The organism is Amycolatopsis roodepoortensis, assembly GCF_014873915.1.
In the GTDB taxonomy this organism is placed as follows: domain Bacteria; phylum Actinomycetota; class Actinomycetes; order Mycobacteriales; family Pseudonocardiaceae; genus Amycolatopsis; species Amycolatopsis roodepoortensis.
Genome location: NZ_JADBEJ010000004.1, coordinates 310,353 through 336,116, shown reverse-complemented (window position 1 = coordinate 336,116; position 25,764 = coordinate 310,353). Strand labels below are relative to the sequence as shown.

34 protein-coding genes are annotated in these 25,764 nt (G+C 67.1%); 13 read left to right on the top strand and 21 right to left on the bottom strand.

What is annotated here, in order from left to right; all coding sequences use genetic code 11:
* The first annotated feature begins 37 nt into the window (after nucleotides 1-37).
* Nucleotides 38-1,333, top strand: coding sequence for an MFS transporter (locus H4W30_RS12135; protein ID WP_192742942.1), 1,296 nt, complete (start codon nucleotides 38-40; stop codon nucleotides 1,331-1,333).
* A gap of 121 nt (nucleotides 1,334-1,454) precedes the next feature.
* On the opposite strand, the gene H4W30_RS12130 is transcribed toward H4W30_RS12135, so the two are convergent.
* On the bottom strand, nucleotides 1,455-1,880 hold the full coding sequence (locus H4W30_RS12130) for a helix-turn-helix domain-containing protein (protein ID WP_192742941.1): 426 nt from the start codon (nucleotides 1,878-1,880) through the stop codon (nucleotides 1,455-1,457).
* Here H4W30_RS12130 and H4W30_RS12125 point away from each other — a divergent pair.
* Nucleotides 1,852-2,694 (top strand): methyltransferase domain-containing protein, encoded by an 843-nt coding sequence (locus H4W30_RS12125; protein WP_318780592.1) that lies wholly within the window; start codon nucleotides 1,852-1,854, stop codon nucleotides 2,692-2,694. The genes H4W30_RS12130 and H4W30_RS12125 overlap by 29 nt on opposite strands.
* Before the next feature lie 48 nt (nucleotides 2,695-2,742).
* Here the strand turns inward: H4W30_RS12125 and H4W30_RS12120 are convergent, their stop codons facing one another.
* Together H4W30_RS12120 and H4W30_RS12115 are read right to left on the bottom strand one after the other, a co-directional pair.
* A complete protein-coding gene (locus H4W30_RS12120; RefSeq protein WP_192742940.1) occupies nucleotides 2,743-3,588 on the bottom strand; it encodes a class I SAM-dependent methyltransferase in 846 nt (281 codons plus the stop codon).
* Nucleotides 3,589-3,712: 124 nt separating this feature from the next.
* On the bottom strand, nucleotides 3,713-4,267 hold the full coding sequence (locus H4W30_RS12115; protein ID WP_192742939.1) for a hypothetical protein: 555 nt from the start codon (nucleotides 4,265-4,267) through the stop codon (nucleotides 3,713-3,715).
* 281 nt (nucleotides 4,268-4,548) lie between these two features.
* Between H4W30_RS12115 and H4W30_RS12110 the strand changes: the two genes are divergently transcribed.
* Complete coding sequence (locus tag H4W30_RS12110) at nucleotides 4,549-4,755, top strand: heavy-metal-associated domain-containing protein (protein ID WP_192742938.1); 207 nt, start codon at nucleotides 4,549-4,551, stop codon at nucleotides 4,753-4,755.
* A 5-nt stretch (nucleotides 4,756-4,760) separates the two neighbouring features.
* Entirely contained in the window at nucleotides 4,761-4,994 is a 234-nt protein-coding gene (locus tag H4W30_RS12105; RefSeq protein WP_192742937.1) for a CDGSH iron-sulfur domain-containing protein, read from the top strand.
* 51 nt (nucleotides 4,995-5,045) lie between these two features.
* On the opposite strand, the gene H4W30_RS12100 is transcribed toward H4W30_RS12105, so the two are convergent.
* A complete protein-coding gene (locus H4W30_RS12100; RefSeq protein WP_192742936.1) occupies nucleotides 5,046-5,327 on the bottom strand; it encodes a metal-sensitive transcriptional regulator in 282 nt (93 codons plus the stop codon).
* Nucleotides 5,328-5,512: 185 nt separating this feature from the next.
* Here H4W30_RS12100 and H4W30_RS12095 point away from each other — a divergent pair, with 185 nt between their 5' ends.
* From H4W30_RS12095 to H4W30_RS12080, 4 genes are read left to right on the top strand one after another with little or no spacing between them, the layout of a single operon-like run.
* Nucleotides 5,513-5,794 carry a metal-sensitive transcriptional regulator gene (locus H4W30_RS12095; RefSeq protein WP_192742935.1) on the top strand — a complete coding sequence of 94 codons (282 nt, stop codon included), beginning with the start codon at nucleotides 5,513-5,515 and terminating at the stop codon, nucleotides 5,792-5,794.
* A 31-nt stretch (nucleotides 5,795-5,825) separates the two neighbouring features.
* The gene (locus H4W30_RS12090; protein WP_192742934.1) at nucleotides 5,826-6,032 is read left to right on the top strand and encodes a heavy-metal-associated domain-containing protein; all 207 of its coding nucleotides are present in this window, start codon (nucleotides 5,826-5,828) and stop codon (nucleotides 6,030-6,032) included.
* Nucleotides 6,033-6,083: 51 nt separating this feature from the next.
* Entirely contained in the window at nucleotides 6,084-7,055 is a 972-nt protein-coding gene (locus tag H4W30_RS12085) for a hypothetical protein (protein ID WP_192742933.1), read from the top strand.
* Nucleotides 7,056-7,082: 27 nt separating this feature from the next.
* On the top strand, nucleotides 7,083-9,338 hold the full coding sequence (locus H4W30_RS12080; RefSeq protein ID WP_192742932.1) for a heavy metal translocating P-type ATPase: 2,256 nt from the start codon (nucleotides 7,083-7,085) through the stop codon (nucleotides 9,336-9,338).
* A gap of 83 nt (nucleotides 9,339-9,421) precedes the next feature.
* Here H4W30_RS12080 and H4W30_RS44840 read toward each other — a convergent pair whose 3' ends face one another.
* The 4 genes from H4W30_RS44840 to H4W30_RS12060 form a co-directional block, all read right to left on the bottom strand.
* The gene (locus H4W30_RS44840; RefSeq protein WP_455423572.1) at nucleotides 9,422-9,505 is read right to left on the bottom strand and encodes a four-helix bundle copper-binding protein; all 84 of its coding nucleotides are present in this window, start codon (nucleotides 9,503-9,505) and stop codon (nucleotides 9,422-9,424) included.
* Between the two features lie 405 nt (nucleotides 9,506-9,910).
* Nucleotides 9,911-10,708 carry an alpha/beta fold hydrolase gene (locus tag H4W30_RS12070; protein WP_192742930.1) on the bottom strand — a complete coding sequence of 266 codons (798 nt, stop codon included), beginning with the start codon at nucleotides 10,706-10,708 and terminating at the stop codon, nucleotides 9,911-9,913.
* Between the two features lie 10 nt (nucleotides 10,709-10,718).
* Nucleotides 10,719-11,258 (bottom strand): DUF4396 domain-containing protein, encoded by a 540-nt coding sequence (locus H4W30_RS12065; RefSeq protein WP_192742929.1) that lies wholly within the window; start codon nucleotides 11,256-11,258, stop codon nucleotides 10,719-10,721.
* Nucleotides 11,248-11,805, bottom strand: a complete 558-nt coding sequence (locus tag H4W30_RS12060; protein WP_192742928.1) for a carboxymuconolactone decarboxylase family protein — start codon at nucleotides 11,803-11,805, stop codon at nucleotides 11,248-11,250. The genes H4W30_RS12065 and H4W30_RS12060 overlap by 11 nt, the downstream gene beginning before the upstream one ends.
* 298 nt (nucleotides 11,806-12,103) lie before the next feature.
* On the opposite strand from H4W30_RS12060, the gene H4W30_RS12055 reads away from it, so the two are divergent.
* Complete coding sequence (locus H4W30_RS12055; protein ID WP_192742927.1) at nucleotides 12,104-13,540, top strand: MFS transporter; 1,437 nt, start codon at nucleotides 12,104-12,106, stop codon at nucleotides 13,538-13,540.
* Nucleotides 13,541-13,643: 103 nt separating this feature from the next.
* Nucleotides 13,644-13,988: an STAS domain-containing protein gene (locus H4W30_RS12050; RefSeq protein WP_192742926.1), complete on the top strand. Its 345-nt coding sequence runs from the start codon at nucleotides 13,644-13,646 to the stop codon at nucleotides 13,986-13,988.
* Nucleotides 13,989-13,996: 8 nt separating this feature from the next.
* Here H4W30_RS12050 and H4W30_RS12045 read toward each other — a convergent pair whose 3' ends face one another.
* The 11 genes from H4W30_RS12045 to H4W30_RS11995 form a co-directional block, all read right to left on the bottom strand.
* Nucleotides 13,997-14,932: a M56 family metallopeptidase gene (locus H4W30_RS12045; RefSeq protein ID WP_192742925.1), complete on the bottom strand. Its 936-nt coding sequence runs from the start codon at nucleotides 14,930-14,932 to the stop codon at nucleotides 13,997-13,999.
* Entirely contained in the window at nucleotides 14,929-15,291 is a 363-nt protein-coding gene (locus tag H4W30_RS12040) for a BlaI/MecI/CopY family transcriptional regulator (protein ID WP_192742924.1), read from the bottom strand. The genes H4W30_RS12045 and H4W30_RS12040 overlap by 4 nt, the downstream gene beginning before the upstream one ends.
* Before the next feature lie 37 nt (nucleotides 15,292-15,328).
* Complete coding sequence (locus H4W30_RS12035) at nucleotides 15,329-16,351, bottom strand: C40 family peptidase (protein WP_225949293.1); 1,023 nt, start codon at nucleotides 16,349-16,351, stop codon at nucleotides 15,329-15,331.
* A 193-nt stretch (nucleotides 16,352-16,544) separates the two neighbouring features.
* Complete coding sequence (locus tag H4W30_RS12030; RefSeq protein ID WP_192742923.1) at nucleotides 16,545-16,958, bottom strand: hypothetical protein; 414 nt, start codon at nucleotides 16,956-16,958, stop codon at nucleotides 16,545-16,547.
* A 219-nt stretch (nucleotides 16,959-17,177) separates the two neighbouring features.
* On the bottom strand, nucleotides 17,178-17,828 hold the full coding sequence (locus H4W30_RS12025) for a DUF305 domain-containing protein (protein ID WP_192742922.1): 651 nt from the start codon (nucleotides 17,826-17,828) through the stop codon (nucleotides 17,178-17,180).
* A gap of 60 nt (nucleotides 17,829-17,888) precedes the next feature.
* Nucleotides 17,889-18,299, bottom strand: coding sequence for a DUF6153 family protein (locus H4W30_RS12020; protein WP_192742921.1), 411 nt, complete (start codon nucleotides 18,297-18,299; stop codon nucleotides 17,889-17,891).
* Nucleotides 18,300-18,348: 49 nt separating this feature from the next.
* On the bottom strand, nucleotides 18,349-19,605 hold the full coding sequence (locus H4W30_RS12015; protein WP_192742920.1) for an MDR family MFS transporter: 1,257 nt from the start codon (nucleotides 19,603-19,605) through the stop codon (nucleotides 18,349-18,351).
* Complete coding sequence (locus tag H4W30_RS12010; RefSeq protein ID WP_192742919.1) at nucleotides 19,602-20,720, bottom strand: PLP-dependent cysteine synthase family protein; 1,119 nt, start codon at nucleotides 20,718-20,720, stop codon at nucleotides 19,602-19,604. The genes H4W30_RS12015 and H4W30_RS12010 overlap by 4 nt, the downstream gene beginning before the upstream one ends.
* A gap of 851 nt (nucleotides 20,721-21,571) precedes the next feature.
* Nucleotides 21,572-22,141 (bottom strand): TetR/AcrR family transcriptional regulator, encoded by a 570-nt coding sequence (locus H4W30_RS12005; protein ID WP_192742918.1) that lies wholly within the window; start codon nucleotides 22,139-22,141, stop codon nucleotides 21,572-21,574.
* Nucleotides 22,142-22,150: 9 nt separating this feature from the next.
* Nucleotides 22,151-22,654: a hypothetical protein gene (locus tag H4W30_RS12000; RefSeq protein ID WP_192742917.1), complete on the bottom strand. Its 504-nt coding sequence runs from the start codon at nucleotides 22,652-22,654 to the stop codon at nucleotides 22,151-22,153.
* The gene (locus H4W30_RS11995; RefSeq protein ID WP_192742916.1) at nucleotides 22,651-22,818 is read right to left on the bottom strand and encodes a hypothetical protein; all 168 of its coding nucleotides are present in this window, start codon (nucleotides 22,816-22,818) and stop codon (nucleotides 22,651-22,653) included. Before H4W30_RS11995 ends, H4W30_RS12000 begins: the two co-directional genes overlap by 4 nt.
* A 148-nt stretch (nucleotides 22,819-22,966) precedes the next feature.
* Here H4W30_RS11995 and H4W30_RS11990 point away from each other — a divergent pair, with 148 nt between their 5' ends.
* The 3 genes from H4W30_RS11990 to H4W30_RS11980 all read left to right on the top strand — a co-directional run bounded on the left by H4W30_RS11990 (nucleotide 22,967) and on the right by H4W30_RS11980 (nucleotide 24,856).
* A complete protein-coding gene (locus H4W30_RS11990; RefSeq protein ID WP_192742915.1) occupies nucleotides 22,967-23,416 on the top strand; it encodes a DUF6153 family protein in 450 nt (149 codons plus the stop codon).
* Between the two features lie 99 nt (nucleotides 23,417-23,515).
* Nucleotides 23,516-24,616, top strand: coding sequence for an urease accessory protein UreH domain-containing protein (locus H4W30_RS11985; protein WP_192742914.1), 1,101 nt, complete (start codon nucleotides 23,516-23,518; stop codon nucleotides 24,614-24,616).
* Between the two features lie 15 nt (nucleotides 24,617-24,631).
* Nucleotides 24,632-24,856 (top strand): heavy-metal-associated domain-containing protein, encoded by a 225-nt coding sequence (locus H4W30_RS11980; protein ID WP_225949291.1) that lies wholly within the window; start codon nucleotides 24,632-24,634, stop codon nucleotides 24,854-24,856.
* Here the strand turns inward: H4W30_RS11980 and H4W30_RS11975 are convergent.
* Together H4W30_RS11975 and H4W30_RS11970 are read right to left on the bottom strand one after the other, a co-directional pair.
* Complete coding sequence (locus H4W30_RS11975) at nucleotides 24,832-25,401, bottom strand: VanZ family protein (RefSeq protein WP_192742913.1); 570 nt, start codon at nucleotides 25,399-25,401, stop codon at nucleotides 24,832-24,834. The genes H4W30_RS11980 and H4W30_RS11975 overlap by 25 nt on opposite strands.
* A 98-nt stretch (nucleotides 25,402-25,499) precedes the next feature.
* A complete protein-coding gene (locus H4W30_RS11970) occupies nucleotides 25,500-25,712 on the bottom strand; it encodes a zf-HC2 domain-containing protein (protein WP_192742912.1) in 213 nt (70 codons plus the stop codon).
* Nucleotides 25,713-25,764 lie beyond the last annotated feature (52 nt).

Here is a 25,764-nt window from a genome sequence, read left to right as displayed (position 1 = left end):
CAGGGGGTATCTCGGAGCTGCCTGAAAGGAGACGGACATGGGATTGTTCGCGATACGCGACTACCGGCGGCTGTTCAGCGCGCAGATCATCGCGTTGTTCGGCACCGGTTTGGCCACCGTCGCACTGGGGCTGCTCGCGTACGGGCTCGCGGGTCCGCGTGCCGGTGCGGTTCTCGCCACCGCGCTGACGATCAAGATGGTCGCCTACGTCGTCGTCGCACCGCTCGCGGCCGCCTACGTCGATCGGCTGCCGAGGCGCTTGTTCCTCACCATCCTCGACGTGGTGCGCGCGCTGGTGGTGATCGCCTTGCCGTTCGTCACCGAGGTGTGGCAGACCTACGTCCTCATCGGCGTGCTCCAGACCGCGTCGGCGGCGTTCACCCCGACCTTTCAGGCGGTCATCCCCGACATCGTGACCAAGGAGGCCGACTACACCCGCGCCCTGTCGGCATCACAGGTGGCCTCCACCATGGAGAGCCTGTTGAGCCCCGTGCTCGCGGCTGTTGCGCTGACCTTCATGTCGTTCGACCTGCTGTTCCTCGGCACCTCCGTCGGGTTCGCGGTGTCCGCGCTGCTGGTGCTGTCCACGCGCATCCCCAACGCGCGCCCCAGTTCGCACACGAACGCCTGGGACCGGGTCATGTCGGGGATCCGCACTTTCGCGGCCACTCCGAGTCTGCGCGGTGTCATGGCACTGAACCTCGTGGTCGCCTCCGTCGGCTCCATCGTGGTCGTCAACACCGTGAACTACGTCCGCGACGTTCTCGACGGAACCCAATCCGACGTGGCCTGGATGCTGGCCGCGTCCGGTATGGGGACGCTGCTGGTCGCCGTCGTCCTCCCGCGTGTCCTGGACCGGGTGGCGGACCGGTCCGTGATGCTGACCGGTGCCGCGGTACTGGTACTCGCGGCAGGCGCGGCGGTGACGATGTCCGCGGCGGGCGTCGCCGCGACACTTCCGACCGGGGTGATCTGGGTGGCGATCGGCGGCGGGATGGCGCTGATCATCACGCCGACCGGCCGGGTGCTTCGCCGGACGGTCGATCCCGCCGGCATTCCCGAGGTCTTCGCCGCCCAGTTCTCGCTGTCCCATCTGGCCTGGCTGGTCACCTATCCCATCGCGGGCTGGGTCGCCACGAACGCGGGCTTCACGACCGCGTGGACCGTGCTGGCGGGCCTGGCGGCGATCGGAGCCATCACGGCACTGGCGGTCTGGCCACGCATCGGGAAGGCCGAGGTCGGAGGCCGCGCCGCGGTCGCCACGCCGGAAGCCGCGAAGGCCGCGGAGGGCACGCTCGTGGCAGGGCAGTGCGCCTGCGTCCGCACCGTCTGAGGTCGCCGTCCGGAGATCATCGGGTCGCCAAGGGCAGCGATGGCGCCCCAGATTTCCCAGTACTCTGGCCAGTGTGGCCGAGGTGCGTGGCCGCTCCGAGCGCACGAACGACCGGAGCGCTTCAGGTCAGGGCGTTCGGCGCTGATGGCGGGTTGATCCGGGCAGTCACAGCAGCCTGGAAATGCGGGCAGCTGACGATGTCTTCGTGGTCGCAGTCCAGGGCGCAGTCGATCAGCTCCAGGGACGTCTGCGCCGCGGCGATCCGCGCAGCCAGCTCGGTGCGATGTCGGCGCAGGAGCCCGGTGCGGGCGGCCGGGTCTCGTGCGTCGAACAGCTCGCGGATGTCCTCCAGGCCGAACCCGGCCTCCTTGGCCCGGAGGATCACCGCGACCCGGTAGATGTCGTCGGAGCCGTAGCGGCGGCGGGACGCGGTGGCTCTGGCGGGGGCGAGCAGGCCCATCGATTCCCAGTGCCGCAGCACGTGGGTGGCCAGCCCGAACCGTTGTGCGACCTCGCCGATGCTCAAATCCGCGGTGCTTGACTTCATGTCACCATTAAGTCGCAGCATGGCGGCCATGTCCAACGACACGAGCACACAGCCCGAGACCACCCAGCCTGATGACGCGACCGAGTCCCTGATCCGGATGCTGGACGTCGTCGACAACCTGCCCGGCGCCGCCGAGTTGCGCTCCGACACCTACGACCTCCTCGCTCTGGCTCCTGGACAGGCGGTTGTCGATGCCGGGTGTGGCGCGGGTCGCGCGGTCGCCGAGCTCGGCGACCGAGGTATGCGTGCGGTCGGCATCGATCCGGATCCGCAGATGATCGCCGTCGCCCGTCGGCGCTGGTCCGAACAGGAGTTCCGTCTCGGCACCGCCGGCGAGTTACCGCTGGTCGACGGTTCGGTGGCGGGATACCGGGCGGACAAGGTGTTCCACGCCGTCCCTGATCCCGCTGCCGCTGTGGCCGAAGCGCGGCGGGTGTTGGCTCCTGGCGGTCGGATCGTGCTCATCGGCCAGGATTGGGACACCTTCGTCATTGATTCCGGCGACCCCGAGCTGACGCGGACGATCGTCCATGCCCGCGCTGGGAGCGTTCCGAGCCCACGGGCCGCTCGTCGCTACCGCAATCTCTTGCTGGACTGCGGGTTCGCCGATGTCACGATCGAGGTGCGGACCGCGATCTTCACCGATGGGCTGATGCTGCCGATGCTGACCGGGTTCGCCGAGTCCGCCTGCGCTGTCGGCGCCATCGATCGCGACCAAGCCGACACCTGGATCGCCGACCAAGCACGCCGGGCCGACGTCGGACGCCTGTTCGTGGCTATTCCGCTGTTCCTTGCCGCGGCCACGCGTCCTTGATGACCAGGTGCGGTCCATCGCGTTGCCCGCGATGGACCGCACCTGAGTTCACCTCTTGGACAGGAAGAAATACGCGTAGCGTTCGTCGAGTTCGTTTCGCGGGACGAGATGAACCGCTTCCGGGGTGAAACCGCAGCGGGCCGCGATCTGCCAGAACTCCTCGACCCGGTAGGTCGTCATGTCCGCCAGGCCTCTCGCGTAGGACCGTCGTCGAGGTCTGGTGCGCCAGGTGCCGGCGTCGTACTTGATCTGGATCAGGGCCAGCCCGCCCGGTGCGAGGAGTTCGTGAGCGATGCGTAGCAGTCGCTCACCGTATTCCGGGGTCGGTATCAGTTCGAAGACGTAGAAGGACAGGAACACGTCGCATTCGCCGTCGATCTTGCCGAGCGCGGCTTCCGGCTCCGCCACCTCGATGATCACCGGCAGGAACGGGGTGTCGCAGGCGTTCGCGACCTGCTTGCCGCATTCGGCGAGCGACTCTGTGGAGATGTCGACGCCGATGAACTCACCGGCACGGGGAGCGAAGCGCACGGCATTGGCGCCGCCGCCACATCCCCATTCGACGACGCGCTTCCAGGGGCGGGCGAACTCCGTCATGCGAGCACCTGCCTCGAACAGGGCGAGGTGTTCCCGGCCGATCTTCTGCCACAGGTCGTTGCCACGAAACGCCGATGAGTCCCGCCAATGCGAGTCGGCGGACCAGCGGGGGCCGGAGGGCTGGCGCCAATAGTTCTGGGCGTCGGCGGAGATCCTCGATTCGGGCTGGCGGAGCCCAGTTGCCACCAAGGCGCGCTGGAGAATGTCCTCTGCCGTGACGGCGAACCGCTTGCCTCGGGTGATGAAGGTGGGGACGTGTCTTCGGATCGTGTCGGCAGGGTCTGGTTTGCCGGGCATGGAGAAACCTTTCGTTGAGACTGGGTGTGGCCAATGCGGGGGCGTGGAGCGGAGGCTCGAACACTGCGATCCGGATCGGCATAGGTGCAGGCGCGCTGGTGGCAGCGACGGTGCAGGGAGTACTTCAGCGAGTGGCTGGTGGCCCGCGACGTGGCTGTGAACGACGGAGAAGGACTTCGGTCGCGGTACTCGGCGCGACCGCACGAGTGAGGGGGGTCCAAGACAAGACACGTGGCGGAGTGGGTGACGCCGTAACCCAGCGCAGCGTTCGCCATACGAGTCCGCATAGCGCCCGCACGGCCGTATCGGCTTGGGTGAGCAGGACCCCGAGCAACACGATCACCAGTACGTGTGAGCTGAACTCGACGATCGGGTTCAGCCCGGTGAGGACGGGCGCGACATGCGAATGAGTCACGCGTGAAGGCACCAGCAGAACGGCGTGCAGGATGAGCTGCGCCGCCGTCAGCGCGCCGACCGCCGCGACGACGCCTCGGCAGCGGTCGGCCACGGCGATACCGGCCGAACCGGCCAAGCCGCCGATGAGAAGGGCCATCCCGGCATTCGGAACCGTGCCGTCGCCGAGGACCTGAGCCGTCATGCCAAGGGCTGCGGCTGCGACGGCCAGAACAGCACCACGGGCGGCATGCACCGTCGAGGGAAGTTCAGTCGCCGCGGTCACCAGCGCATTTTAGAGGCTTGGCCGAGGTCGTGGTTCCGCCGTGCGCAGCAGATTTCTCCGTCGGACACGGTCCGGCATGCGTCCCTGTTCGTGGGAAATGACCGCAGAACCTGTGGGGTGAGACGTTGCTCGTCGTCGGCGAGAAGCTCGGGAGGTCGATCCTTGTTGTGGGACAAGGACAACGCCTTCTTTGCATACCCTACGGGGGTAATGTTAGTGTGGCGGTGTGACGGCGAAGGGATCGCCGCGGAACAAGTTGTCGAACCGAAGGGTGAAAGCTGATGGACACCACCGTGTACACGGTCAAGGGCATGACCTGCTCGGGCTGCATGAACAAGGTGACGACGGCGGTGAACGGTGTCGCCGGCGTCAGTGACGTGGACGCGGATGTCGCGACCGGCGAGGTGACCGTCGTGAGCGAGGGGCCGGTCGACGCGGATCTGGTGCGGTCCGCGGTCAAAGAGGCGGGCTACGAGGTGGTCGGCTGAAGGCGATGGCCGAGGAGAGCGGAACTGAACCGGCTGTCGTCATCAAGGTCGTGAACAACGGGCCGTATCAGGTGAAAGGGCCCGTTCGGCTGGTCGACCACGATGGCGAGGAATACGAACTGACCGGCCGCACTCAGTTGCTGTGCCGGTGCGGGCGTTCGGCGAAGAAGCCGTTCTGTGACGGCGCCCATGTCCGGACCGGGTTCGCGGCGACCAGGGCAGTCGTTGAGGCGGACTAGAAGCGGGCGGATGACCTGAAGGTCATCCGCCCGCTCTTCGTGATGCAGACGTCAGGAGCGCACCAGGCGTGCGATCGCTTCGGAGGCTTCCCGGATCTTCTTGTCCGCCTCGGGGCCGCCTTTCGCGGCGGCTTCGACGACGCAGCCTGCCATGTGCCGCTCGAGGAGTTCGAGGGAGAACGATTGCAGGGCGCGGGTCGCCGCGGAGACCTGGGTGAGGACGTCGATGCAGTATTTGTCCTCTTCGATCATCTTCTGCAGGCCCCGGATCTGCCCCTCGACGCGCCGTAGACGTTTGAGGTGGCGCTCCTTGTCGTCGCCGTGATCGGCCACGCTCACTCCTCGAGTCGGGATTCGCGTACTTCCCCCCCCATCATGCCCGCCCGGGAGTCGCACGCACAGGCGGGTTTCGAGGCTTCGTAGAGGTGGTGTGACCAAAGTGGGGTGGCATACGTCACGGGGGTATCGCGCTTGCCCTACCCCCCTAGGGTATGTAGAGTCGTCGTCAGGAGGTCGAGATGCACGGATACACGCAAGGCAAGGATGAATACGTGACCCGGTTGCGGCGGATCGAGGGGCAGATCCGGGGTCTGCAGCGGATGGTCGAGGAGGACAAGTACTGCATCGACATCCTGACGCAGGTGTCGGCGGCCACGAAGGCGTTGCAGTCGGTGTCGCTGGGGTTGATGGACGAACACCTGCGGCACTGCGTGTCCGATGCCATCGCCAAGGGCGGCGCCGAAGCCGACGAGAAGATCCAGGAGGCGAGCGACGTCATCGCCCGCCTCGTCCGTTCCTGAAGCAGCGCGACGAATCCGGAGGAGAACCACGATGAGCGAGACCACCTACACCGTCACCGGCATGACCTGCGGCCACTGCGTCAGCTCGGTCACCGAAGAGGTCGGGAAGATCAGCGGCGTCACGGATGTCCGTGTCGACCTGCCGACCGGCGCGGTGACCGTCGTCAGCGCGGAGGAACCCGCGGTCGCGGACGTGCGCGCGGCCGTCGAAGAAGCCGGATACGAGCTGACCGCCTGATTCGCGGTTCGGCTCCTTGACCGCGGGCACGGCCCGCACAAGGGACTCACGATGAACACAGTTGCGAAGCTCTCCGCCTACGGTGTGGCGCTCGCCTTGGTCGCCGGTGGCGCCTGGGCGGTCGGCACCGCTGTCGGTCCTTTCGCCGGCGCTGCCGGCCTTCCCGGCGGCGAGGACGCCGGGCATGGGGACGCTCACAGCGGCACCGTCGCGGAGGCGGCGCCGACCGACGAGCCCGGCGGGCTCGCGTCGTCCAGGGGCGGCTACACCCTCACGCCCACCACCACGACGCTCACGCCGGGGACGAACCAGCCCTTCTCCTTCAAGATTCTCGGGCCCGACGGCGCGCCGGTCACCGGCTACGACGTCGAGCACGAGAAGCGGATGCATCTCATCGTCGTCCGCCGTGACACGGCGGGTTTCCAGCACATCCATCCCGAACTGGGGGCGGACGGCGTCTGGACGGTGCCGCTGGCCCTGCCGCAGGCGGGTTCGTACCGCGTCTTCGCGGACTTCAAGCCGACCGGGGGGAGCGCCACGACCTTGGGTGTCGACGTCGCCGCGGCGGGGGAGTTCAAGCCCGTCGAGTACCAGCCGTCACGTGTCGCGAATGTCGATGGTTACCAGGTGCGCCTGGACGGGGACCTGACGCCGGGCAAGTCGTCGAAGGTGACGCTGACGGTGACCGAGGACGGCCGTGACGTGACCGATCTGCAGCCGTACCTGGGCGCTTACGGGCATTTGGTGGCGTTGCGCGGTGGCGATCTCGCGTACCTGCACGTCCACCCGGACGGCGAGCCTGGTGACGGCCGCACGAAGCCCGGCCCCGCGGTGACCTTCTTCGCCGAAGTCCCGTCGAACGGCACTTATCGGCTGTTCCTGGACTTCCAGCACGAGGGCAAGGTCCGCACCGCCGAGTTCACCGTCGCCACCACAGACACACCCGCCCCGGCCCCGGCCCCCTCGACAACCCAGAACCCAACCCCACCTCCGGCCGATGACGGCCACGGCGGACACGGCTGACGCGAGCGTCGAAAAGGAGTGAGCACGATGACATCCGACGTGGACCAGACGCGGACAACCGAAGTCGAACTCGCGATCACCGGGATGACCTGCGCGTCGTGCGCGATGCGCATCGAGAAGAAGCTGAACAAGCTCGATGGCGTCACGGCGACCGTCAACTACGCCACCGAGAAGGCCAAAGTCACCTTCCCGGTCGGCGTCGAGCCGCAGCGGTTGATCGAGCAGGTGGAGGCGGCCGGATACTCGGCCGCCGTGCCCGCCCCGGAGAAGCCGGCCGGCTCGGATGAGCCTCGTGAGGAGGCTGATCCGGTCGCGCCGTTGCGGCAGCGGCTGATCGGGTCCGCGGTGCTGTCGGTGCCGGTGATCCTGCTGGCGATGGTGCCGGCGTTCCAGTTCACCTACTGGCAGTGGATCTCGCTGACGCTGGCCGCGCCGGTGCTGGTGTGGGCGGCGTGGCCGTTCCACAAGGCGGCGTGGGCGAACCTGCGCCACGGCGCCGCCACCATGGACACCCTGATCTCGATGGGCACGCTGGCGGCGTTCCTGTGGTCGCTGTACGCCTTGCTGTTCGGCAGCGCGGGAACGCCGGGGATGACGCACGCCTTCGAGCTGACCGTGGAGCGGATGGCCGGCGATGGCAACATCTATCTCGAGGTCGCCGCCGGGGTGACGACGTTCATCCTCGCCGGACGGTACTTCGAGGCGCGGTCCAAGCGCCGGGCCGGTGCCGCGCTGCGGGCGCTGCTTGAGCTCGGGGCGAAGGACGTCGCCGTTCTCCGCGAAGGCAAGGAAGAACGGATCCCGGTCGATCAGCTGGCTGTCGGCGATCTGTTCGTCGTGCGGCCGGGGGAGAAGGTCGCCACCGACGGTGTGATCACCGAGGGTAGTTCCGCGGTGGACGCGAGCATGCTGACCGGTGAAAGCGTCCCGGTGGAAGTCGCGCCGGGTGACTCGGTGGTCGGCGCGACGGTCAACGCGGGCGGGCGGCTCGTCGTCCGTGCGACGCGGGTCGGCGCGGACACGCAGCTGGCGCAGATGGCGAAGCTGGTGGAGGACGCGCAGACCGGCAAGGCGCAGGTCCAACGGCTGGCGGACCGCGTGTCGGCGGTCTTTGTACCGATCGTGATCGCGCTCGCCGTCGGCACCCTGGCCTTCTGGCTCGGGGCGGGCGGCACGGCGTCGGCCGCGTTCACCGCCGCGGTGGCCGTGCTGATCATCGCCTGCCCGTGCGCCCTCGGCCTGGCCACCCCGACCGCGTTGCTGGTCGGCACCGGACGGGGTGCGCAGCTCGGGATCCTGATCAAGGGCCCGGAAGTGCTGGAATCCACTCGCGCGGTCGACACCGTCGTGCTGGACAAGACCGGCACGGTCACCACAGGTCGGATGGCGCTCGTCGAGGTCCACGTCGCCGAGGGTGTCGACACCGAAGAAGCGGTACGGCTCGCAGGTGCCCTGGAGAACGCTTCTGAGCACCCCATCGCGCAAGCCATCGTGGCCGGAGCGCGGGACCGGGTCGGCGACCTCCCGTCCGTCGAGGACTTCACGAATGTCGAAGGCCTCGGTGTGCAGGGGATCGTCGATGGCAAGGCGGTGCTGGTCGGTCGGACCGCGCTGCTGGAAGAGTGGGCGCACCACCTGCCTGAGGACCTCGCCAAGGCGAAGGCCGCCGAAGAGGAACTCGGCCGGACAGCGGTCGTCGTCGGCTGGGACGGGAAGGCTCGCGCGGTCCTGGTGGTGGCGGACACCGTGAAGCCGACCTCCGCCGAAGCGATCACGCAGTTGCGGGCGCTCGGCCTGACCCCGGTCCTGCTGACCGGGGACAACGAGGCCGTGGCCCGTGCGGTGGCCGCTGAGGTCGGGATCACCGAGGTGATCGCGGAGGTCCTGCCCAAGGACAAGGTGGACGTGGTCAAGCGGCTGCAGGGCGAGGGCAAGGTGGTCGCGATGGTGGGCGACGGTGTCAACGACGCGGCCGCGCTGGCGCAGGCCGACCTCGGGCTGGCCATGGGCACCGGCACGGACGTCGCCATCGAGGCGTCGGACCTGACCCTCGTCCGCGGTGATCTGCGGGCGGCGGTGGACGCGATCCGGCTCTCGCGGCGGACGCTGCGCACCATCAAGGGGAACCTGTTCTGGGCCTTCGCCTACAACGTCGCGGCGCTGCCACTGGCCGCGGCGGGGCTGCTCAACCCGATGATTGCCGGCGCCGCGATGGCGTTCAGCTCGGTCTTCGTGGTGACGAACAGCCTGCGGCTCAAGGGATTCCGCAGCACGGCGAACTGACTCCTTGCTCGAGACGAGGCGCTCGCGCGGCACTTCCGGTGCCGCGCGAGCGCCTCTTTGTCGGCCCTGGGCCGTGAGCGTGCTCAGCTCAGGGTATTGATCAGTTCACGGCAGGCCTGTTCGCAGCGGCGGCACGCTTCGGCGCATACGCGGCAGTGTTCGTGCATGCTCGCGTGTCCCTGGCACTCGTCACCGCACGTTTTGCATGCGGCGGCACACCCCTCGAGGATGGCCCGCGTCAGATTCGCGTCGTAGCCCGTGTGCCGGGACAAGACCCGTCCCGTGGTCGCGCAGATGTCCGCGCAATCGAGATTCGTGCGCACGCACTTGACCAACTCGGCGACACTCTTTTCGCTGAGACATGCGTCCGCGCACGCCGTACAAGTTTGGGCGCACTCGAAGCACGCTTCTATGCACCTGGCCAGCGCTTCCCGGTTCACGTTGCCTAGATCCGCCGGGTAGGTGCGGAGCATCTCGGCTGCCTGCGTCATGACGATTCCTTTCCTCGCGAAACACGTGGCAACCTTCGGGTACCCGAGGTGTGGGTATAAACCCGTGAACCACTATGTCACCTAGTAGAGGTGGTGCTCGGCGAGGAACCGGCGAATGGCTGGAGCGAACGCGTCGGCGAGGTCTTCGGCGGTGCGCAGCGTGTCCGACAGGGAGAGTGGCGCGAGACGGCCGTTGGGCAGGACATGAGCGGCGTTCTCCGCCAGCTCGGTCGGATGTCGCTGGTCCATGCCCGGGAAGACCAAGGTGGGCGTGGTGATCGCGGCGAGTTCGTCGACGGAGCGGAACGAGCGATCGTGGCCGATGGCGGCCGCAGCAGCGATGCTCGCGGGGTCGGAGCGCGGGATGGCGTCACGTACGAGCGTGCCGATGATGGGAGCGAGCTCGGGCAGGACCGGTGCCCACGCCGCTTCGATGCCGTCGGTCCGGACACGTTCGGCGAAGGCGTCCATGAACGCGATCTCGGCTTGCTTCGCTTCGTCGTCTTCGATGTCTTCGACGCTGATCAGGATGGCGGCGCGGACGCGGCCGGAGTGTTCGAGGCAGGTGCGCTGGGTGATGGTGGCCCCGAGCCCGGTTCCACCGACTACGGCGCGCTGGAAACCGAGGTGATCGAGTAGCGCCGCGACGTCGTCGGAGTACTGGGTCCAGGTGTGCCGAGCCGGGTCGGTGCAGGCCGATCGGCCGTATCCGCGCACGTCGGGGAGGATGATCGTGTGCCGGTCCGCCAGCCGCTCGGACAGCGGGATGAGGCTGTGATGATCAGGGCCACCCCCGTGCAGAAGCACAAGGGGTGGCCCGGAACCGAGGGAGACCGCGTAGAGCGGCCAGTCGTCGCGGCCGTAATAAGTGATCTCCATTGTGGACACCTTAGTGGTGGTAGGCGTGCACCACCGCGTGCCCGGAGCCGCGGCCGATGAGCCACTTGTTCACCGGTGTCGTGAGCAGGAAGGCGACGAGCAGCGCGAAGGCGAGCGCGCCCCAGAAAAGCCCGCTGGCGAGTCCGGCTTCCATCGCGCCGGGGACGACGAGCATCACCGCGTTGTCGATGATCTCCATGACGATGATCGAGACGGTGTCGGCGGCGAGGGCGACCTTGAGGGCCTGCTTGAAGCCGACGCCCGCACGGAGCACGCCGCGCATGGTCAGGGCGTAGCCGAAGACGAACGCCAGCGCGACGGCGAGCACGATGGTGGCGACGTTGCCCCAGTCCAGCGCGGTGCCGATCACCATGCCGAGCACTTCGCCGATGGCGCAGCCGGTGAGGCAGTGCAGGGTGGCCGACGCCGCCATACCCCAGGAGACCTTGCCCTGCTGGTGGTGTTCATGGCCCCCGTTCCCCGCATGTCCACTGTGGTCACCGTGGTGCTGGTGGTGTTCGTGGTGCGAGTGGTCGTGCTCAACCGACATGGTTGTGTTTCTCCTTTGTGGACTGATCGGCAGGTGTGGGTTCGAGTCCTGCGACGAGATTGAAGGAACCGGTCAGCAGGTTGAGCGACACCAGTCCCACCGTGTCGGCGATGATCTGATCGCTCCAGCCGTGTTCACGCAACTCGGCGATGTCTTCATCGCCGAGGGACGCCGGTTCGGCGAGAACTCGCACGGCATACGCGATCAGCGCGGCCTCGCGCCGATCTGTGGAGGTGCCCTGCCTGGCCAGGGCGACGTCGGCCTCGGTGAGCCCGGTTTTCAGTGCGGCGCGGGTGTGCGCGTCCAGGCACAACGCGCAACCGATCCACTCCTGCAGTGCGAGCGAGATCTTTTCGCTCAGCGGCCGCGGGATCTTGACCCGCTTCATGGCGCGCGAGAAGTCGAGGTAGCCCTGAAGGAGCGCGGGGGAGTTGGCCATCGCGGAGACCATCGGGCCCACCGAGCCACGCCGTTCGACGATGTCGCCGAGCAACTCGGCGGACTTCGCCGGCGCGTCGGCCGGATCAAGCGACTTGAGACGCTGCACAGCTCCTCCTCGTACTGGCGGTAGGTCACGGGAACTTTATACCCGTAGGGGGTATGTGTCCAGCGTCGATGGTTCTGCGTTGACCAAGAGCGCGGCTCGCCCAGGCGATCGTCTGGTGAAGTCTTCGATGTTCTACGTGACGACTCTTTGTCGTGCAACGGGTTTTGCCATGAAAACGGAACCTGTGATGATCGCGACACTGATACCCCCTAAGGGTACTTGCGCGCTGTCGTGAACCGGTCTACGTTCATGTCCGCAATACCCCCTAGGGGTAATTGGACTTGAAAGGACGGTCGTCATGGCGGAGACAACCCCGGACCCACGACGGTGGTGGGCGCTGGGACTCATCGCGTTGGCCCAGTTCATGGTCATCATGGACACTTCGATCATCGGCGTCGCACTGCCCGCCATGCAGCAGGACCTCGGGTTCTCCCCGGGGGACCTGTCGTGGGTGTTCAACGCCTACGTCATCGCGCTCGCCGGGCTCCTGCTGCTCGGCGGACGCCTCTCGGACCTGTTCGGCGCGCGGAGGATGTTCACCGCCGGCTGGGTCGTCACCCTGGGCGGTTCCGTGGTCGCCGCGGTCGCGGGCACCGCTTGGGTCGAACTGCTCGGGCGGGTGCTGCAAGGCGCGGGAGCGGCACTGATCGCGCCGTCCGCGCTGACCCTGCTGATGATGTTGTTCGGCGGGCGTCCCCGTGAGCTGACCAAGGCGCTCGCGCTCTACGGCGCGGCCGCCCCGGCGGGTGGTACCGCGGGGGTGTTCCTCGGCGGTGTGATCACCGAATGGTTGTCGTGGCCGTGGATCTTCTGGCTCTACGTCCCGATCTCGGTGGTCGCGATCGTGGCGACCGGCAAGCTGATGCCGTCCGCCCCGGCCCGGCGTGGCTCGGTCGACATCGTCGGCGCCATCGCGGCGACCGCGGGCCTCGGCCTGACCGTGTTCGGTGTCGTCCGCGCCCCGGAAGCGGGCTGGGACTCGGCGGGCACGTGGGGCGCGCTGGCCGGTGGCATCGCCCTGCTCGCGGTGTTCGTGCTGATCCAGCGCAGGCGTGAGGTTCCGTTGGTGCGGCTGGGTATCTTCCGGACGCCGAACCTCGGCGGCGCGAACCTGGCGCAGTTCCTGCTCGGCGCGGCGTGGATCCCGATGTGGTACTTCCTGAACCTGTACCTGCAGCAGGTCCTCGGATACGGGGCCTTCGCCAGCGGTGCGGCGCTGCTGCCGATGACCGTGCTGATCGTCGTCCTGATGGTCGCCGTCGCGCCGAAGCTGATCGGCCGCTTCGGGCCGAAGAAGATGATCATCGGTGGCCTATGGGCGCTCGCCGCCGGGCTGGTGTGGCTGTCGTTCGTCAGCCCGACCGGTAACTTCGTCGTCGACGTCCTGCCCGCCTCACTGGTCGCCGCGCTCGGCCAGGCGCTCGCGTTCATCCCGTCGCTCGGCACCGCCATCTCCAGCGCGAAACCGGAGGAAGGCGGCCTCGCGTCCGGGATCGTGAACACCTCGTACCAGATCGGCTCGGCGCTCGGCCTGGCCGCGATGACCGCGGTCGCCGTATCGGCCGGTGCGGGACAGGTCGGCGACCCGGTCGCGCTGACCGGCGGATACTCGGCCGCGTTCCTCGGCGCCGCGGGAATCGCGATCGCCGGTGGCTTCCTGGCCATGGCCACCTTGCGCTTCCCCCGGAGCGCGCCGAGCGAAGTTGCCGGAGGTGACCCGGCGGTCGTGCGATGACCGGCTGTACCACCGCGTGGAGGGCGAGACCGTTTCCAGGTCTGCCCTCCACGCGGCGTTTCACCTGGTCTTGCGATACTTTCGAAGGGGGCCAAAGGAAGGAATGACGGTGCCAGACGGAGACAGTGGCGGCAGGGCGGAGCCGCTGTCAGTGGTGACCGCCAGTGCCGATCCTGGGCACGTGATCATCATCGTGTCCGGCGACCTCGATCTCGTGACGCCCGAGTCCCTCACCGCGGAATTCAGTCAAGCGTTGGATCCGGTGCCGAGTACCATGGTGGTCGATCTGAAGGCGGTGGACTTCTGTGATTCGACCGGCCTTTCTGCTCTGATTGGCCTCAACAATCGTTGTGTCGCCGACCGCGTCGTCCTTCAATTCCTGACCTCAGCGACGATCCGCCGATTGTTGCTGCGTACTGGGCTATCGGACCTGTTGCCGGTCGGCTGAGCCGGCTATCAACAGAAGGCCAGACTGAACGCCCCCATGAGGGCGACGGCGACAACTGCAGGGGCGGTCAAGCAGGCGACACCGCCGACGACGCTGGTCGTGCCGGACCGCAAGGGCAGCCGTTGACGATCCTCGAGCCGGCTGAGCCGGATCGAGGTGTCACCGCCCGACATCGCGAGTGCTTTCCTCGGCCCGCCAGTGGCCCCGATGGTGAGCAACGCCGACCGCACCGGACCGGCTCCACATTCCGCGGCCGCCGTCCGGTCTGCGGCCAATTCGACGAACAGGCTGATCGCTTTCGGCAGTTCTCGCATAAGCGGGACGAAGCGCAGCGTCCTGCCCAGCACGTCGGCACAGCCGGTGAGCAGGTGGTGACGGCTACGGACGTGAGCGTTCTCGTGGGCGAGCACCGCTCGCAGCTCGGCGGGGGTGAGCCGGGTTCGCAATCCGTCGCTCGCGACGATCATGGCACGGCGTCCGCCCAGGCTGTAGGCGATCGGGTGCTCGTGAGGTAGCCACAAGGTCCGGACGCGATCCGATGACCGCGATCCGGACAGCCGCAAGGCGTCGAGATGCCGCTCGTGCAGCTGGTTGCGGCGCTGTCGGCGCCTGACCGAGGACACGAGCAGCCGGAAGAGCGCGAACGTCAGCAGAACTCCCGCCGTACCGCCGACCACCAGGTCGAGGGACGGTATGCCGTCATGACTGATCGTGGACAGACAGGCGTCTATCAAGCGCGTGATCTGATCCGCGGGGCCATGACCGGGCAGCGCGAGAAGAAGCACGCCGCCGACCGTGCCGACCAGCAGACCGATCGCGGTCATGAGCCACCAGGTGATCGCCGCCGCCGGGCTGCCCTGCGGCGTCCCGAATCTCGCCAGGACCGGTGGGGAACACCAGCCGACGATCAGGACGCCGAGGAGCAGCGCGGCGGCGGGGATCACCGCTTTCGCTGCTTTCGGCGCAAGGCGCGGCGCAGGATGTCCGACTCTTCCTCGGAGACCGACTGCGCGAAGTGCAGCAGCACCGATTCCGGGTCCCTCGCCGAGTCGAGCACGTCGCGAAGAGTCTGAGCGGTGGATTCCTCACGCGAGGTGATCGCTCTGTAGCGGTATGCGCGGCCTTCCATCTCGCGGACGACCCATTCCTTGCGGTACAGGTTGTCCAGCACGGTCATGACCGTGGTGTACGCCAGTTCCCGCTCTTTGGCGATCTCCTCGAGCACCTCGCGGACCAACATGGGTTCCGAACCGCGCCACAGCACGTCCATCACCGTGGCTTCAAGCTCGCCCAACCGACGCATGACACCTCCTGGCAGGAAGGATACCGTCCTGCCCTGGTCAGCCGACTATGCGCCTCGCGCCCATCAGGTGCCCGTCACCCTTCATGGACCGGACGTCAACGAGCTGGCCTTCGGTCGGAGCGTCCACCATCTTCCCGCTGCCCACGAACATGCCGACGTGGTGGATGGCACCGGGATTGCCGGTCCCGTCGTCATAGAACAGCAGGTCGCCAGGCTGCAGTTGGTCGAGGGAGACCGGTTTTCCGGCTGTGTACTGCTGGCGGCTGGTGCGGGGGATGTTGACGCCCGCCTGGCGGTAGGCCCAGGAAGTCAGGCCGGAGCAGTCGAACTCGGCGGGGCCGGTGGCACCCCATTCGTACTGCGAGCCCCGTTTGGACAGTGCGGCTTGCAGCGCGTCGTTCGCCGCTCCGGGCGGACCGAGATAAGAACCGCTGTCCTGGACCTTGCCAAGTTTGGCCTTGTCCTCCGCCGGAAGTGCCCCCAGTGCCTGACGAACCTGCTTGATCTGCCGGTCGAGGTCGGCCTTCCGGTTGGTGACCTGGTCCACCGCCCACTGCGCGGCCGCTGTCGCCTCGCTCGCAGTTTTCTGGGCTTCTGCCGCCTGTGCCCGGCCTTTGGCTGCCTTGTCGAGCTCGGTCCTCAGCCCGGCGAGCGCGTCCGCCTTCTGCCCGGACAAGAGAGAGATGGCCGCGGACTTCTGCAGGAACTCCGTCCGGCTGTTGCTGTCGAGCAAGGCCGCGAGCTGGTTGACCGAAGACGCTCCCTGGAAGTTCGCGGCGACGAGTTTGTCGACCTCTCCCCGGAACTTCGTGATGGAGCCCTCCGCGTCCGCCAATGCCGCGTTGGCGGCGGCGAGATCGGCGTCAGCCTTGGCGCTTGTGGCTTTTCGCGCGGCTAGGTCATCCTGTGCGGCGGAGAAATCCTCTTCGGCCTTCGCTGCGTCGGCGCCGAGGCGCTGGTAGCGAGACATCGGATCCTGCGCCTCGGCGGGTGGCGGCGCCGGTTGCGCACTCGCGGGGATCGTGCTCAATCCGAGCGGGAGAACAACGGCGGCAGTCAAGACGCGCAGTGAAGCCGTACGGCGTCGGTGCGGTGTCACGGGTGCTGGATCTCCTGTCGTGTTTTCGAGCCTGGTCACGGACCGCCCCGAAGGCCCGCGGGTCACCGTAAGGTAACGAGCCGCACTTGTCCACTATTTCACTTAGTACTAGGTAGATGGCATAGAGTAGCGATAAGCCGGAATGTGATGGTCACTACGGCTTGCGCCGGTACAGGCTCGCCAGGATCTCTTCATGGGAGTCATCGATGAGCTGAGAGCGGTGCACGCGACGCAGTCCGGCCATCTCGGCGATCAGATCGAGCTCATCGGCGATGTGGATGTGCGCGCCGTGTCGCGGCTCGATTGGCGCCGGCGACGTCGCTGGGCGCACTTCCACGAGGACAACGCCGTTCGCTGTGACGTGTTCGGCGGCCTTGCGTAGCAAGAGAATCTGAGAACGTAGACTTTCCCGTCCTGTCAAGGACTCCGAGTTCAGTAGTATCGAGTCGAAGTAGGTTCCGGCAGGCAAGGTGATGTCGAGATCGTCCACATTGGTCGCGACGGTCACCAGGAATCCCGCAGTCACGAGGGCTGCCTTCATGTCCTCGCCTGCTGCGCCGATGTGCAAGACGCGAGGCTCCTGTGTCCATGAGTGCAGGAGCTGCACGAGGTGGCTTCGGGTCGGCGTGACGATCCGGAGCGCATGACGCGACATCGATCACCTGTTGTCTGAGTCGGAAGAGATCTACGGCAAGTAGTACTAGATGTAATAGTACCTACAGTCGAGGGATCCCGTCGAGACCCGGCGGGCGGCCGCCGGGCGCGGAAAGCGCCCGGCGGCGATGAATCAGCCCTGCGGGAGCAGCCCCTGCATCTCGCGAATCTCGGCCTCTTGGGCGTCGATGATCTTCTGGGCGAGCGCCTTGGCGTCGGCGTTGGAACCCTTGGCTAGTTCGGTCTTCGCCATGTCGACGGCGCCCTGGTGGTGCCGGATCATCATGCCGAGCCACATCTTGTCGAAGTCGGCACCCTTGGCCTGCTCGAGTTCTTTCATTTCGGCCTCGGTCATCATGCCGGACATCGATCCGTGGTCCATCCCGGTAGTCGGCGCGCTGGGGGGCGCCGACATCGAACCGTGGTCCATAGGCATGCTCGAGCTCGCCGCGGGGCCCGCGCCCCAAGCAGCCAGCCACGCCTTCATTTGCTGGATTTCCGGGTCCTGAGCCTTCTCGATGCGCTTCGCCAGGTCGATGACCTGGGGGTTCGTGCTGCGCGACGGCACCAGCTTGGACATGTCCAGTGCCTGGCTGTGGTGTTCGATCATCTGCTGGGCGAAGGCGATGTCATCCGCGTTCTGGCCGGCCTGCTGTCCCGACGACGGAGCCGCCGACGAGTTGTTGTGATCCATGCCGGACATTCCGGCGTCGTTGCCGCTGCAGCCCGCGAGAACAAGCGCGGCGGCCATGGCGACACCGCTGACGATCAGTGATTTGCGCATGGTGAATACATCCTTGTTTGTCTTGCTGAAATGAGTGTGATCGACGAGGAAACCCGTCCATCACACGCGCAACACACACAAGGAGTTCAAAATCAGTCTGCCGGGCCGGTCCGGAGGCCTGGACGGTGGCGGCGGGGCGCGGGGGCCGGCCGGTTCGGCCGCCCGGTACACCGGATGGGACCGGCGGAAGCGGAAAAGAAGCCCCAGACCGGCGATCAGCGCACCGACCGCACCGAGTACGGCGAGGCACAGGTGCAGAAAGCCGTGGTCGTCGTGCGGCGAGGTGGGATGGTCGCCGTCCTGCTCGGTGGCGGCGGTTCCTTCACCGTGCCCGACGCCGGCGGCCTGCGCCGCCGGAGACATCTCCGGCATGCCTGTCGACGTCGTCAGGTGGTGCATCGCCACGAGGCAAAAGGCGAGCACGCCCAGCAGGAAGACCTGCTGGGTTCTGCTGAGCGCGCTCGCCGTCATGACCCAAGGTTACCTATCTGCTTCGGCGGATGCGGCAGGGTCGCGGCATTCACGCCGCCACCGGGGTGAGACGTTCGGCCTTGTCGAGCGCACGCAGGCACCAGGCACAACCGGCTCCGATCACGGCGAGGACAGCCCAGGGTGCCGCTGGTACACCCGCATTTCTCGCGATGTCCAACGCGGTGCCGGTGAGCAAATTGCCGAGGAGGATGCCCACGCCGACCACGGTGTTGTACAGCCCATAGTGCGTCGCCACCAGTTTGCCGCCGGAGAGGGCGACGATCGTGTCCATTTCGAACGGGAAGACCACGATGGTCCCGAGTGCGAGCAGGGCGGCGGAGAGAATCAGCGATGCCCAGCTCAACGCGACCGGACCTGCCGTCGCGTCCGCGGTGAGCATGGGTGGGAGGAACGCCGATCCCATGAGAAGAAGGCCGACGGCGAGGCACTTGCCGGAGCCCCACCGTCGCCTGCACCACGCGGTGATCCGCAGCTGTCCCGCGATCGCCAAACCTCCTGACACCGCGAACAGCAGCGCCACCAATGTGGTCCCCGCCACTCCGGGGCCGCCGACCTGACGAGCTTCGAGGGGGAGTGCGAGGTAGACCTGGAACGACAGGACGTACGAGCCGATCATCGCGAGCGAGAACAGCACGAACGAGCGGTTGCCGAACGCGGTCGCCCAGTCCTGCCGGATCGAAGTCCGTGCGGCCGGATCGCCCTTGGGACGCGAACGGGGCGGCAGGGATCGGATCTGCAGCACGGTCAGGACCGCGAACACCGCGGCCGCGACGAGGCACGTCACCTGGAAGGCGAAGCTTGTCAGGACCAGTCCGACGACCGGGCCCAGCAGGATGCCCGCCTGGTAGAACACGTTGAACAACGCGAAGGCCTCGACTCGCCGCTCCTCACCGGCGTCTTCGGCGAGGTAGGCCCGCACCGCGGGATTGAACAGCGCACCCGCGAAGCCGGTGGCCGCCGAGGCGATGATCAGCGCCGGAACCGAATCGACCAGGCCGAGCAGGGCGAACCCGCCCGTCCGCAGGGCACATCCGGCGACGATCAGCGGTTTGTAGCCGAGCCTGTCGGCCAGGGTGCCGCCGATCAGGAACATGCCCTGCTGGGAGAAGTTCCGCACGCCCAGGATGAGCCCCACGGCCCAGCCCGCCAGCGCCAGATCCGCCGACAGGTGCCCCGCGAGGTAAGGCATCAGCATGTAGAAGCCCAGGTTGATGGTGAACTGGTTCAGCATCAACAACTGGGAAGGCCGGTCGAACGACCTGAACTTGACGACCAGGTCCTTCACGCCCGCACCTCGGACGGGTCGATGACGTGGGCGCAGCGTGTCCACCGCTCGACGACCTGGTCGAAGGGACCGTCGACGACGCCGGGCTCGTCCGCGGGCGTCTGGCCGAGCAGGCCGTTCGCCGCGCAGTAGTCGTCGTTGTAGACGGTGTCGAAGTAGCGGTGGGGGCCGTCGGGGAAGATCGTGACGATCCGCGTGTCGGCAGCTTCGGTCCTCGCGAGCCAACCGGCAACGAGTGCGACCGCTCCGACGCTCCACCCGCCTGTCGCGTGGTGGGATGCGGCGAGCCGACGGCAGGTCCACACCGCTTCGGCCGGCGCTACCCAATGGACCTCGTCGAAACCGCGGTAGTCCACATTGCGCGGGTAGATGCTGGAGCCGAGCCCGCGCATCAATCGAGGTCGCGCCGGCTGCCCGAAGATCGTGGAACCGATGGTGTCGACGCCGACGACCTTCATCCGCGGGTAGTGCTCGCGCAGGACACGCGAGACGCCGGCCGAGTGGCCACCGGTGCCCACTGAGCACACCAGGACGTCGACACGGTCGAGCTGATCCACGAGCTCCAGGGCGAGCGGTTCGTAGGCGGCGACGTTGTCGGGGTTGTTGTACTGGTCGGGGCAGTACGCGCCGGGCTCTTCGGCCAGGAGCTGCTGCACGCGGTCCCGGCGTGCCTGTTGCCAGCCGCCGGTGGGGTGCGGCGCGGTGACGAGCTCGACACGGGCGCCGTGCGCGGCCAGCATCCGGTGCACGATCGGTTCGAGACCGGGGTCGGTGACCACGGTGACCGGGTGGCCGTAGACGATTCCGGCGAGCGCGAGGCCGAGTCCCAGCGTGCCGCTGGTCGATTCCACGATCCGCGCACCCGGAGCCAGCTCGCCCCGCTCCCGTGCGCGGGCGATCATGTGCAAGGCCGGGCGGTCTTTCATCCCGCCGGGATTGAATCCTTCAAGCTTCGCCCAGAAGCCGCGGCCCGGCGCCGCATCCGGTTCATCGATCCACAGCACCGGGGTGTTGCCGACCGCACTGGCCGGATTGCGGCCGTGCGTGCTGGTCCTCTGGCCGGGGAGGGTGGTCCCGGACACGGTCGAGCCGTTGGCGGACAGGGGTGTCCTCATCGAGATCTCTTTCAGTGAATCGTCGCGGGTCGCGACGGTCGAACGGAACGGGGTCGGCTGGGTCGTTCAGTCCGATCACGTTCGCGTGACACAGATCTTGATGAGCAAGGCGCGTCCGGTTAGGCACGGATCACGTCCCGGGCTTCCATGGACGGAGGAATGAACCGGTGAGCGGAATAATCCGGTAAACGTATTCTCGAGGAAAACTACCGACCATGTCGTATCTGTCGTTCCTCGAGTGCTGCGGTGAATGACGTCCGTGGTCGTGTGTTGCCGGTGTGCGTGGTGCTCAGGTTCGCAGTCGTCGGCCAGTGGGGCATGCGTCGCGGCGCTGGTGGTGCCATGTTCACCCGCGTGGGCGTGTGCTTGCGGGAAACACTGGCCCAGCTGCAGCGAAAGAAGCCAAAAGAGCAGAGTGACGAGCCATAGCATTGGCCCCACTCTGCGACGCGGCGTAGTCGGATAGCCCCTCACAGTTATCGGACCGTATCAGCAAAGATCTTCCGTCTGCCACCTTCAATCGTACTAGTTCTACTAGTAGCGAAGAATTCACTCGATCTCGCCTAGGTCTACTACCCATGGTAGTTTCCGGCGAGCTCTATTTGAACGCAGTGTGATCGCGCGATTAGCCGAATCTTGGCATGTGGGAATTCCGATTAATCGGATCGACCATATCGTGTCGGCGATAGAAAAAAGCGGGTGCGGAGTCATGTGGGACCCCACACCCGCCGACACGTGTCGCCAAGGGGGAGGGTCGACGCGGGCGGTACGGAACGCTGCAAGAGCGCTCTGACCTTACCCATACTAAGTGCGATAGTAGTTCTTTGGCAAGTCTTTACCTGCCGCGGTCGTCACGGGTGGCGACGCAGCCCGCTCAGGGTGACCTGGACAAGTCGCCGGACTGCGGCCTTCGACTTCATCCCGTCGGCCGCGGTAAGCGCGTGCAGGCAGAAGGTGGCGAGCTCGGCGGGTGGAACGTCTTCGCGAAGGTCGCCGGATCCTGCCCCGTCGGCGATCAGTGTCTCGACGAAACCCTGGAGATGCTCTTTGGCGTGTTGGACGTGCTCGCCTCGGTGGAGCGAGGCCGCCAGTGCCGTGCCGTGATGTTCATGGGAGATCAGAGCATAGGTCTCGAGTACCGCTGTGAGCCGTCCCAGCGGGTCGGTGGCGCGATCCTTCGCCGCGGTGAGCAGGTTCAAGTGACGAGTGATCTGGCGCTGGTGCCAGGCGATCAGGATCGCCTCGACGTCGGAGAAGTACTTGTACAGCGTCGCGCGGCTGATCCCGGCGCGCTCGGCGATGTGCGACATCGTGACGCCGGTCAGGCCGCGTTCTCCGACCAGGGCGGCGGCGGTGTCCAAAGCCGCGTCCCGCACTGCCTGGCGATGCGTTTTGATCGACTCACTCCAGATCTTGGGCACTTGATCAGCCTACGCGCGCCTCGCTTTGCGCTGCCCGTAGCGCGTCAGGCCTCGCGGTTTGTAGACGGCCAAAGCCGTGGTCGCGAGCAGGATCAGGATCGCGGCGGTAGCGTCGACGACCAGCTGGGTTCGCATGCCGGACAACGGCTCCAGTGGCAAGGAGGGCTGCCCGGCGGTGGCCGCGACGTGGTCGATCACCTGCGTGTGCACCAGCAAAACGATCGTGGCCAAGGTTGTGAGCAGCAGCCTGAACATCACCCAGTAGTGCCGTAGCAATCCCCACGCGGTTCCCCAGGACTGGATCAGGCCCGAGATCAGGGCGGCGAAGCTCAGCGGCACGATCACGAGCCACGACACCATCTCCGTCGCGAGGTACGGCGCCCGTGCGGATTGGTTGTCTTCAGTGGCCAGGCCGACGATGGCGAGTGCCAGAAACGCCGCCACGGCACCGAGCCAGCCGAGGGACGTCGCGATGTGAACCGTGAGCGACAGCTTGCGCAGTCGCGGAGTCATCGGTGCCCGCCGACGTTGAGGCCGGCCAGGTGCAGGACCACGAAGACGACGACCAGCGTGATCGCGACCGCCACGACCGCGAGTACCCAGCGAGGCCTCGGCTCCGGCCGGTGCACGGGTTCGGCGTCGGCTGAGTTGTCCGGACGGTCAGGTGGTGTGGTCACTGCGGCGTCCCTTCGGTGGGTTCGAGCGCACACGCTAGCCTTTTTCGAGACACTCTGTCTACGGTAAGAGACGAAATGGTCGATGTAGGCGGAACTCCGGAGGGAGCCGAACACGGAATTGACGAACGGGCTCCGTATCATCGCCGTCGTGACGCGGACAGCCCGCCAGACGACAGCCGTGCGAGGACAGCTCGCACGGCTTGTCGCCGTGCTGGCCGTTCTCGCCGGGGTGGCGTTCGCGGTCGGCCTGCAATGCACCGAAGGCATGGCCATGCCGATGGCGCACGGCATGGGCCAGGTGGAGACGCATATCGCCTGTGATTTCGCCGCGAGCCACGAGGGATCGTCGACGGAGATGCGGGTTGCTGCCGCTCCTTGTGCGGCCGAAAGCGGCGGAATGCTCGACCACCAGGGTTTGGGCGGGACGCTGGCGACCTGCCTCGCCTTGCTTTTCGCGGTCGTCGCGGCCGTCGCGGCGTTGCCACCTTCACGGTTGCGACGCCTGATGACGGCTTCAAGGCGAGTACGCGTTGTGGTGGCCCCCGCCGTGTGGTCTCGTACCCCGCGGCTCGAAGAACTCTGCCTTCTGCGCACGTAGGAGAAGTCTGCCCGCGCCACGGCCGACCGCACGCTCCGGTCGCCGTGCCGGACTAGCGCTCACCGGCTTCTCTCTACTTCCTCGCAGGAGGCTTTTCGCATGAATCTTGCTGCTGTCCTAGTCACCGGCCTGTTCGCCGGCGGCGTGTCCTGCGCCGCGGTCCAAGGTGGACTACTGACCGGCTTGATCACCCGCCAAAAGGCGGCGACCGCCTCGCCGGCCACGCCGGCTCGCCGCGCCAAGGGCCGAACGCAGTATCACCGGAACACACGAGCCCGGTCCGAACAAGAGGTGGATCAGCGGGGTTGGCGCGCCCAGCTCGGTGACGACCTCGCGCCGGTCGGCGGGTTCCTCGCGGGCAAACTGATTTCGCACACACTGCTCGGCGCGCTACTGGGAGCCGTCGGCGGCGCCGTCGAACTGTCCGTCGGCGCCCGCACCTGGCTCCAGATCGGCGCCGGTCTTCTGATCATCGTCTTCGGGCTGGCGCAGCTCGGCGTGCCCGGCTTCCGCCGGGTGGTCGTCGAACCGCCGATCTCGTGGACGAAGATCGTCCGGCACCGCGCCCGGTCGCAGGCCGCGCTGGCTCCGGCACTGCTCGGCCTGGCCACCGTCCTCATTCCGTGCGGGGTGACGTTGTCGGTCGAAGCCCTGGCGCTGACCTCGGGCAGCGCGCTCGCCGGCGCGGCGACGATGGCGGTGTTCGTGCTCGGTACCGGGCCGCTGTTCGCGATCCTCGGCTACGCCGCCCGCAAGGCCGCGACGGCGTGGCAAGGCAGGCTGGCCCTGGTGACCGGGCTCGTGGTGCTGGCGATGGGCTTCTACACCCTCAACGGAGGCTTGGAACTCGCCGGATCACCGCTGGCCGCCAGCCGCATCGCCCAAGCCGTCGGTGGCTCGGAGGCAGCTGCCGACACCGCGGCCGCATCCACAGTGGACGGGAAGCAGACCGTGGTGATCACCGCGCGCACCGGCTCCTACAGCCCGGAGAACGTTCAGGCGAAATCCGGGGTGCCCACCACGCTGGTGGTGAAGTCGGAAGGGGCGCAGGGCTGCGTTCGGTCGTTCGTCATCCGTGACGAACAGAAGGTTCTGCCGGTCAGGGGCGAGACCCGGATCGATCTGGGCGTCCTGCAGCCGGGACGGCTGGATTACGCCTGCGGCATGGGCATGTACACCGGCGTCATCACCATCGTCTGAATCAAGGAGTCCACCATGGCATCGACCGAGACGGTCATCTTCCAGGTCGACGGCATGCACTGCGGCAGCTGCGCCTTGCTCGTCGACGACGCCCTGGAAGACCTCCCCGGCGTGCTGAGCACGCAGACGACCGTGAAGAAGGGAATCAGCACCGTCGAGCTGGACTCGGACCGAAGCAGCGTCGAGGACGTGGTCGAGGCGATCGAGGGACTGGGCTACCGCGCTTCCCGGCGGCCCTGACCGGGGGACTGTTCGGGCGTGGCGCCATCGGATCCACTCCTGCTCGCTCGCCGGAGCAGCAGGTAGCCGAGCGCCACGCCTAGCGCGGCGCCGACCGTGTTGGCGGCCTGGTCGGACAGGCTGCAGTAGCGGCCTGGGATCAGCGTCTGCATCGGCTCGATGAGCGCGGGAAGCAGGAACGCGAAGAGCAACATCGGCAGCACACGCCTGGTCGCCAGGGTTGCCGCACAGGTCAGGGGGAGCAGCAGAAGGGCATTGAGCAGGGTGCCACCAAGGCCGCCGCCGGAATGCAGGAGCCCGTCGATCGGATCCGTGGTTCCGATGGACAGGCAGGGGTGAAACTCGTAGACGCCCGAGTCTTCACCGGGAGTCAGGGTGATGGCCAGGCTGGCGGCGAGCAGCATGAGCGTCGTCAGGGTGGCGTTCCTGCCCCAGCCTGTGCGTTCCGCGAGCGGCTTGGCCAACGGCAGGCTGAGCAAGCAGCCGGCAACCAGGGCGACCAGCGTCCAGCTCGAAATGGGCACGTGGGTGCCGAAGACCGTCACTGTCGCTCCTCGCTGTCGGGTTGGATCGCCCGCCGACGCCACTACTACGGGTTCTAGTAGATAGGTCGCCGGTGTGACGTTTGCCGTTTCGGGAGGACTTACGGACTCCGGGCGGGGCGGGCCCGCTTCTTCGTTGCGATGTCGGCCTTCATGGCTTGAAGCAGCTGGACGACCGGTGTCAGGTCATCGACTTCCCGGCGGCAGCTCCGGCAAAACCGGATATGGCGTTCGAAGTCCGCTCGTTCGGTCTCGTCGAGGATGTCGATCAGGTAAGCCGACGCCGAGACGCCGAGTGGGCAGTAGCCGGCCATCGCGCCTCCTCGAGTCCGGGTCCAAGGGCTCTACTATAAACCTTAGTAGCTC